This window comes from Nonomuraea antri (assembly GCF_013283785.1).
Lineage (GTDB): Bacteria > Actinomycetota > Actinomycetes > Streptosporangiales > Streptosporangiaceae > Nonomuraea > Nonomuraea antri.
Genome location: NZ_JABCPZ010000139.1, coordinates 22,639 through 28,947, shown reverse-complemented (window position 1 = coordinate 28,947; position 6,309 = coordinate 22,639). Strand labels below are relative to the sequence as shown.

General features: G+C 68.6%; 5 protein-coding genes. 2 read left to right on the top strand and 3 right to left on the bottom strand.

The features are described from left to right. The first annotated feature begins 70 nt into the window (after window positions 1–70). Complete coding sequence (ettA, locus tag HII36_RS34865; RefSeq protein WP_173527574.1) at window positions 71–1,735, top strand: energy-dependent translational throttle protein EttA; 1,665 nt, start codon at window positions 71–73, stop codon at window positions 1,733–1,735. Between the two features lie 273 nt (window positions 1,736–2,008). Here ettA and HII36_RS34860 read toward each other — a convergent pair whose 3' ends face one another. Further along, window positions 2,009–2,527: a hypothetical protein gene (locus HII36_RS34860; protein ID WP_173527573.1), complete on the bottom strand. Its 519-nt coding sequence runs from the start codon at window positions 2,525–2,527 to the stop codon at window positions 2,009–2,011. Between the two features lie 5 nt (window positions 2,528–2,532). Further along, window positions 2,533–3,480: a ribonucleotide-diphosphate reductase subunit beta gene (locus HII36_RS34855; RefSeq protein ID WP_173527572.1), complete on the bottom strand. Its 948-nt coding sequence runs from the start codon at window positions 3,478–3,480 to the stop codon at window positions 2,533–2,535. Window positions 3,481–3,612: 132 nt separating this feature from the next. Between HII36_RS34855 and HII36_RS34850 the strand changes: the two genes are divergently transcribed. Next, window positions 3,613–4,125, top strand: coding sequence for a VOC family protein (locus HII36_RS34850; RefSeq protein ID WP_173527571.1), 513 nt, complete (start codon window positions 3,613–3,615; stop codon window positions 4,123–4,125). Window positions 4,126–4,166: 41 nt separating this feature from the next. On the opposite strand, the gene HII36_RS34845 is transcribed toward HII36_RS34850, so the two are convergent. Next, on the bottom strand, window positions 4,167–6,164 hold the full coding sequence (locus HII36_RS34845) for a GTP-binding protein (protein ID WP_173527570.1): 1,998 nt from the start codon (window positions 6,162–6,164) through the stop codon (window positions 4,167–4,169). Between the last annotated feature and the right edge of the window lie 145 nt (window positions 6,165–6,309).

Genomic DNA, 6,309 nt, shown 5'->3' with positions numbered 1-6,309 from the left:
GTGTGGGATGGGGGTGGGGATCCGGGGTTAGCGGCGGAAGCCTGCGTTGGGAACCCCTAAGCTAGGAGGCATGCCGGAGTACATCTACACGCTGCAGCGCGTGCGCAAGGCGCACGGCGACAAGGTTGTCCTTGACGACGTCACGCTGTCGTTCCTGCCCGGAGCCAAGATCGGTGTCCTGGGGCCGAACGGCACCGGAAAGTCGACGCTGCTCCGGATGATGGCCGGCCTGGAGCAGCCGTCCAATGGAGATGCGAAGCTCATGCCGGGCTTCACGGTGGGCATGCTTCAGCAGGAGCCGCCGCTGAACGAGGAGAAGACGGTCCTCGGCAACGTGCAGGAGGGTGTCGCCGAGACGATGGCGATGCTCGCGCGTTACAACGAGATCGCCGAGCAGATGGCCACCGACTACAGCGACGAGCTGCTGGCGGAGATGGGCAAGCTGCAGGACCAGCTGGAGCACCGCAACGCGTGGGACCTCGACAGCCAGCTCGAGCAGGCGATGGACGCGCTGCGCTGCCCGCCGCCCGACGCCGAGGTGAGCAAGCTGTCCGGTGGTGAGCGCCGCCGCGTCGCGCTGTGCAAGCTGCTGCTCGAAGCGCCCGACCTGCTGCTGCTCGACGAGCCCACCAACCACCTCGACGCCGAGAGCGTGCAGTGGCTGGAGTCGCACCTGGAGAAGTACGCGGGCACCGTGCTGGCCGTCACCCACGACCGGTACTTCCTCGACAACGTCGCCACCTGGATTCTCGAGCTCGACCGGGGTCGTTGCTACCCGTACGAGGGCAACTACTCCACCTACCTCGACATGAAGGCCCAGCGGCTCAAGGTCGAAGGCCAGAAGGACGCCAAGCGCAAGAAGCGTCTGGAGGACGAGCTGGAGTGGGTTCGGTCGAACCCCAAGGCCCGCCAGACCAAGAGCAAGGCCCGACTCCAGCGCTACGAGGAGATGGCGGCCGAGGCCGACAAGTTCCGCAAGCTGGACTTCGAGGAGATCCAGATCCCGCCGGGCCCGCGTCTGGGCACGACGGTCATCCGGTCGGAGAACCTCACCAAGGGCTTCGGCGACCGGCTGCTCATGGAGAACCTGACGTTCGACCTGCCGCGTAACGGCATCGTCGGCGTCATCGGTCCGAACGGCGTCGGCAAGACCACGCTGTTCCGCATGATCACCGGTGGCGAGACCCCCGACACGGGCTCGATCACGGTCGGTGACACCGTGAAGATCTCCTACGCCGACCAGAGCCGGGGTGGCATCGACCCGAGCAAGAACGTCTGGGAGGTCGTCTCCGACGGGCTCGACCACATCAAGGTCGGCAACGTCGAGATGCCGTCGCGGGCGTACATCGCGGCGTTCGGCTTCAAGGGGCCCGACCAGCAGAAGAAGGCCGGGGTCCTGTCGGGTGGCGAGCGCAACCGGCTCAACCTGGCGCTCACCCTCAAGCAGGGCGGCAACGTGCTGCTGCTCGACGAGCCGACCAACGACCTCGACACCGAGACGCTGTCGTCGCTGGAGAACGCGCTGCTCGACTTCCCCGGGTGCGCGGTTATCACCTCGCACGACCGGTGGTTCCTCGACCGCATCGCGACGCACATCCTGGCGTGGGAGGAAGGCTCGAACTGGTTCTGGTTCGAGGGGAACTTCGCCGACTATGAGAAGAACAAGATCGAGCGGCTGGGTGCTGACGCGGCTCGTCCGCATCGGGTCACGTACCGGAAGCTGCACCGCGACTGACCGCTGAGCGGTTGACCGGCCGGCCAGCCGGACGGTCTGATCGCCTGGCCAGGCTGGCCACCTGATCGGCTGGCCAGGCCGACCGCCTGATCATCTGGTCGGCTGGCCAGGCTGACCGGTTGGCCATCTGGTCGGCTGGTCGGCTGGTCGGTTGATCCGGGAGTTTCCCCGGCCCAGATCCTGGGCCGGGGTTTCCTGGTTTCTGTGGGTTTGTGGTTCTTGGGTTCGAGGTTCTTCTGTCTGGGGTCTGGTTGTCCCGGATACGGGCTGGCGTTACTTCGTCGGGACGCGGGCCACGGCGGCCAGCGACTCGATGAAGAAGTAGATGACGCGGAAGAACAGCAGGACGTCGCCGTGTTCCAGGCGCAGATCCCGGTACATGACCGCTTTGCCGGGGTCTGCTCCGGCCAGCAGGGCGTGCCAGGTCGCCTCGGTGGCGCTCAGCACGTAGTCCGCGGAAGCCGCCACCGCTGCGGAAGCCACCGCTGCTGCTGCGTCCGTGGAAGCCACTGCGTCTGCGGATCCCGCCGCAACGCCGGCGTCAGCGGGCCCCGCTGCAGTACCGGCGGCCGCAACGATCGTGGCGTCGACGCAGCGTCCGTCCTTCCAGGTCAGCAGCAGGTACGAGCCGCTCTCCCGGACGTCGAGCGCCCACGTCGCCGTGTAACCCGAGCGGGCGCGCTCGATCCAGCGCCAGTAGCCGTCGAGTTTGGCCGCCCGCGCCTCGGGTGACGGGCCGGCGTCGGCGGCGGCGCGTGCGGCTTCGGCCCATTCGCGGGTGAAGAATCGCATGTCCGCTAGCCTCCGGCGAGTTCCGGCTCGATTCTGGCCACCTGTTCCCGCAGGTCGGGCGGGAGGTCGATGCCGACGTCGTCGAGTTTCATGGTGAGCTGACGGATCATGAGCCGCCGGATCTCCTCGGGAGCCCAGCCCAGGGAGTAAAGGTCGACGCGGCGGCTGGCGGCGTTGTTGAGCGCCAGGATCGTCCGGAGTGTCTCGTGGATCTGCAGCAGCAGCCGCGGGTCCTCCTGGACGGAGTCGCGCAGGAACCGCATCCCGAACTGCACGTGCCGCGCCTCGTCACGGCAGGTGGCGGTGAAACCGGTGTAGTAGCCGGGCAGGAGGCCGCGCTGCCGGCAGTACGTCAGCGTGATCTTCATGACGGTGAGGGCCAGCACGCCCTCGATCCACAGGAAGTACGTAGTGCCGTACCGGACCCGGGCGGCCGGGTTCTCGGGGTCTTTGCGCAGTTCGTCCGCCTGGTAGGCGAGCAGGCCGAACGGGCCGACGAACGTCTCCGACACGTGCTGGTACGAGGCGTCCAGGACGTCCTGGATGGAGTCGCCCGGCATGCCGACGACCTCACGGTAGAAGCGGTCGAAGAAGACGGTGTGCCGGGCCTCGTCCTCGATCTGGCTGGACATGTAGATCTTGGACTCCTCCGAGCCGCCCAGCATGAACACCGGCAGCTCCACCTCCACCTGCCGCTCACCGTGGTGGAAACCGGCCGAGATGCCGACGAACGCGTCGCGTTCCTCGTGGGTCATCCGCTCGCGCCAGTCGATGACGTCCTGGGAGAAGTCCAGGTCGTAGACGTTCCAGCGCTGGCGCAGGTACCGCTTGTACAGCTCGGTGTAGTCGGGCAGGCGTTTGAGTTCCGCGTGCACGTACGCCAGCACGTCGTCGACGTCGACGTCGCGGATGCCGCGCAGGTCGGAGTCGGCGACGTTGGACAGATCGGTCATCACTCTGCCTCTCTGCGGGGGACGTCCCGGTCAATCCGACCTTCGCACGGGCGAGCGGGATCGGTCTAGAATCGGATTCTAGGATCTGGAGACGAAGCGATCCGGTGGCTGAGCGGACTTGAGGAGTCGCGCGTGGATCTGGAACTGGACGGCCTCGAAGTGACGTTCGATCACACGGCCGTGGCCGCGCCGCGGATCAGGGATCTGCTGCCGGTCTACCGCGACCTGCTCGGCGGCCGTCACCTGGGAGGCGGGGGCGACAACCGGATCAGCGGGTATCGCACGCTGCAGCTCACCTACGCCAACGGCGGCAAGGTGGAGCTCATGGAGCCGCTGGCCGAATCGACGTTCTTCGACAGCTTCTTCGAGCTGACCCGGGGCCGGGGCGGCGTCCATCACCTGAACTTCCACGTCGACGACCTCGACGCGGCCGTGGCCAGGCTGACCGCGCGCGGCTACCGCCTGCACGGGCTCAACCGCGCCGACCCGCGCTGGCGCGAGGTGTTCCTGCATCCGAAGGAGGCGCACGGCGTGCTGATCCAGCTCGCCCAGCCGGGGCAGCGCGTCCCCGGCGAGCCCCGCCCCACCCTGGACGAGGTGCTCGCCGGGCACGGCCACCGCGGCAACGGCGTCCCCAGCCCCTGACGCCCCACCGAGGCCCACGAGACGAGCCTGGGCCGGACGGTTCAGGTTCTGGCGACTCGGCGGGTGACGTTCAGCAGGTACTCCTTGCGGTTGAGCGGGTTGAGGTCGGCGCGTGAGCGCTCCGGCACCGGCCCGCGTACCTGCTGATAGTGGGAGAAGGCGCACTCCAGCACGCCCTCGCCGCTGGTCAGCGTCGGCAGCCGCAGCTCCAGCTCGTGCACCCGCGCGGCCGGCAGCTCCCCCTCCAGCACGGACGTCGAGCCGCGCGTGACCGTCGTCCGCGCGATGGCCCGCAGGTGCGTGAGCACCGGCAGCGTCGCGCCGAAGGAGTCGGCAGGGATCTCCAGGCGGAAGTGGTGCATCGGCTCGTACACCCTGGTCCCGGCCTGCCGCAACGCCGTCATCAGCACCAGCGGCGTGAGGTTGCGGAAGTCGCCGGCGGTGCTCGACATGCTCGCGTCGAACGTCCCGTGGGAATGGCTCTGCCGCGGCCAGTAGCCCGAGCGGGTCAGCGTGACCACGCAGTCGGTCACCTCCCAGCCGTGCACGCCCTGCCGCAGCGTCTCCCGCACGGTCTCCTCGATCGCCTTGAGAAACGCCGGCGGCAACGATCCCAGCTCGATCTCCAGCCGGAACCGCGCCCCCGAGTCGACCGGGGCCGGATCGACGCGCAGGCCCACGGTGGCGAGGAACGGGTTCGGCTCCTTGGCGATGATCTCCAGCGACTCGCCGGTGCCGATCGGACGCTCGACGCAGATGGTGGTGGACTCCGCGAAGGTGACGTCGATGGCGTAGTCGTCGGCCAGCGTCGCCTGGATGACCTCCTTCTGGACCTCGCCGTAGAGCGAGAGCAGCATCTCCTGGCGGACGTCGTCCTGGCGCAGGTTGATCAGCGGGTCCTGCTCGGCGAGCTGGCTGAGCGCCGCGTGCAGCGCGCCCTTGTCGGCGGGACGGCACGGGACGACCACGGTCTCCAGCGTCGGCGGCGCGAAGTGCCGGCCGCCCGTGGGCACCGGTGAATCGCCGACCGGGTCGCCGATGCGGATGTCGGTCAGGCCCCAGAGCTTGCCGATCCGTCCGGCGGCGACCTCGGGGGCCGCGACCGCGGAGCCGTGCTCGAACACGTGGACCGCGGTCACCTTGCCCTCGGCCCCGTCCCGGCCGAACGCCACCCGGTCCCTGACCCGGAGCGTCCCGGCGAAGAGCCGGACATAAGCGATCTTCTCCCCGGCCGGGCCGCGCTCGACCTTGAAGACGGTGCCGGAGAGCGGGCCGTCCGCGTCGCCCGCGCCGACGGGCAGCAGCTCGGTGACGCCGCTGATCAGCGCGTCCACACCGGCTCCGGTCATGGCCGAGCCGAAGAACACCGGGTGCGTCGTGCCGCGTTTCGACTGCGCGGCCAGTTCGCGGCGCAGCCGGTCGTACGGCAGGGCGGACTCGTCGTCGACGTACGCGGCCAGCAGCGCGTCGTCGTTCTCGGCCAGGACCTCGGACAGCCGCGCGGTGAACCCCGCGTCGGACGCGCCGAAGGGCACGTAGGCCGGGCTCCGGGTGCCGAGTCCGCGAACCGCGCCCATCGCCACCACCGAAGGGACGAGCTTGTCCCGGATGTCCCGCAACACCCGCCCGTCGTCCGCGCCCGCGCGGTCGAGTTTGTTGACGAAGATCAGGGTGGGGATGCCGAGCCGGCGCAGCGTGCGCATCAGCACGCGGGTCTGCGCCTGCACGCCCTCCACGGCCGAGACCACGAGCACCGCGCCGTCGAGCACGCTCAGCACCCGCTCGACCTCGGCGATGAAATCGGGGTGTCCGGGCGTGTCGATGAGGTTGACCGTGGTGTCTCCGACCACGAACGACACCACCGCGGACTTGATCGTGATGCCGCGCTGCCGTTCCAGCGCCAGCGAGTCGGTCTGAGTGTTGCCGTCGTCGACGCGACCGATGTCGTCGATGACCCCGGCGGCGAACAGCAGCCGCTCGGTCAGGCTGGTCTTACCGGCGTCTACATGCGCCAAAATCCCCAGGTTGAGCGTTCGCACGAAGCGTCATGTCCTTTGGATGAGAGGTGAGTACCTGCTTCTGGAGGGACATGAACGCCCGCAACTTCGGCCTCCTCAGGACGACGTATCGACGGCAGGGAGTACAGCAGACCACCGGACGGCCGGGCAACAGGTTTTGCCGTCA

Coding starts and splice junctions, on each gene's coding strand:
- ettA (WP_173527574.1), top strand. CDS start 71: ATGCCGGAGTACATCTACACGCTGCAGCGCGTGCGCAAGGCGCACGGC.
- HII36_RS34860 (WP_173527573.1), bottom strand. CDS start 2,527: ATGCGATTCTTCACCCGCGAATGGGCCGAAGCCGCACGCGCCGCCGCC.
- HII36_RS34855 (WP_173527572.1), bottom strand. CDS start 3,480: ATGACCGATCTGTCCAACGTCGCCGACTCCGACCTGCGCGGCATCCGC.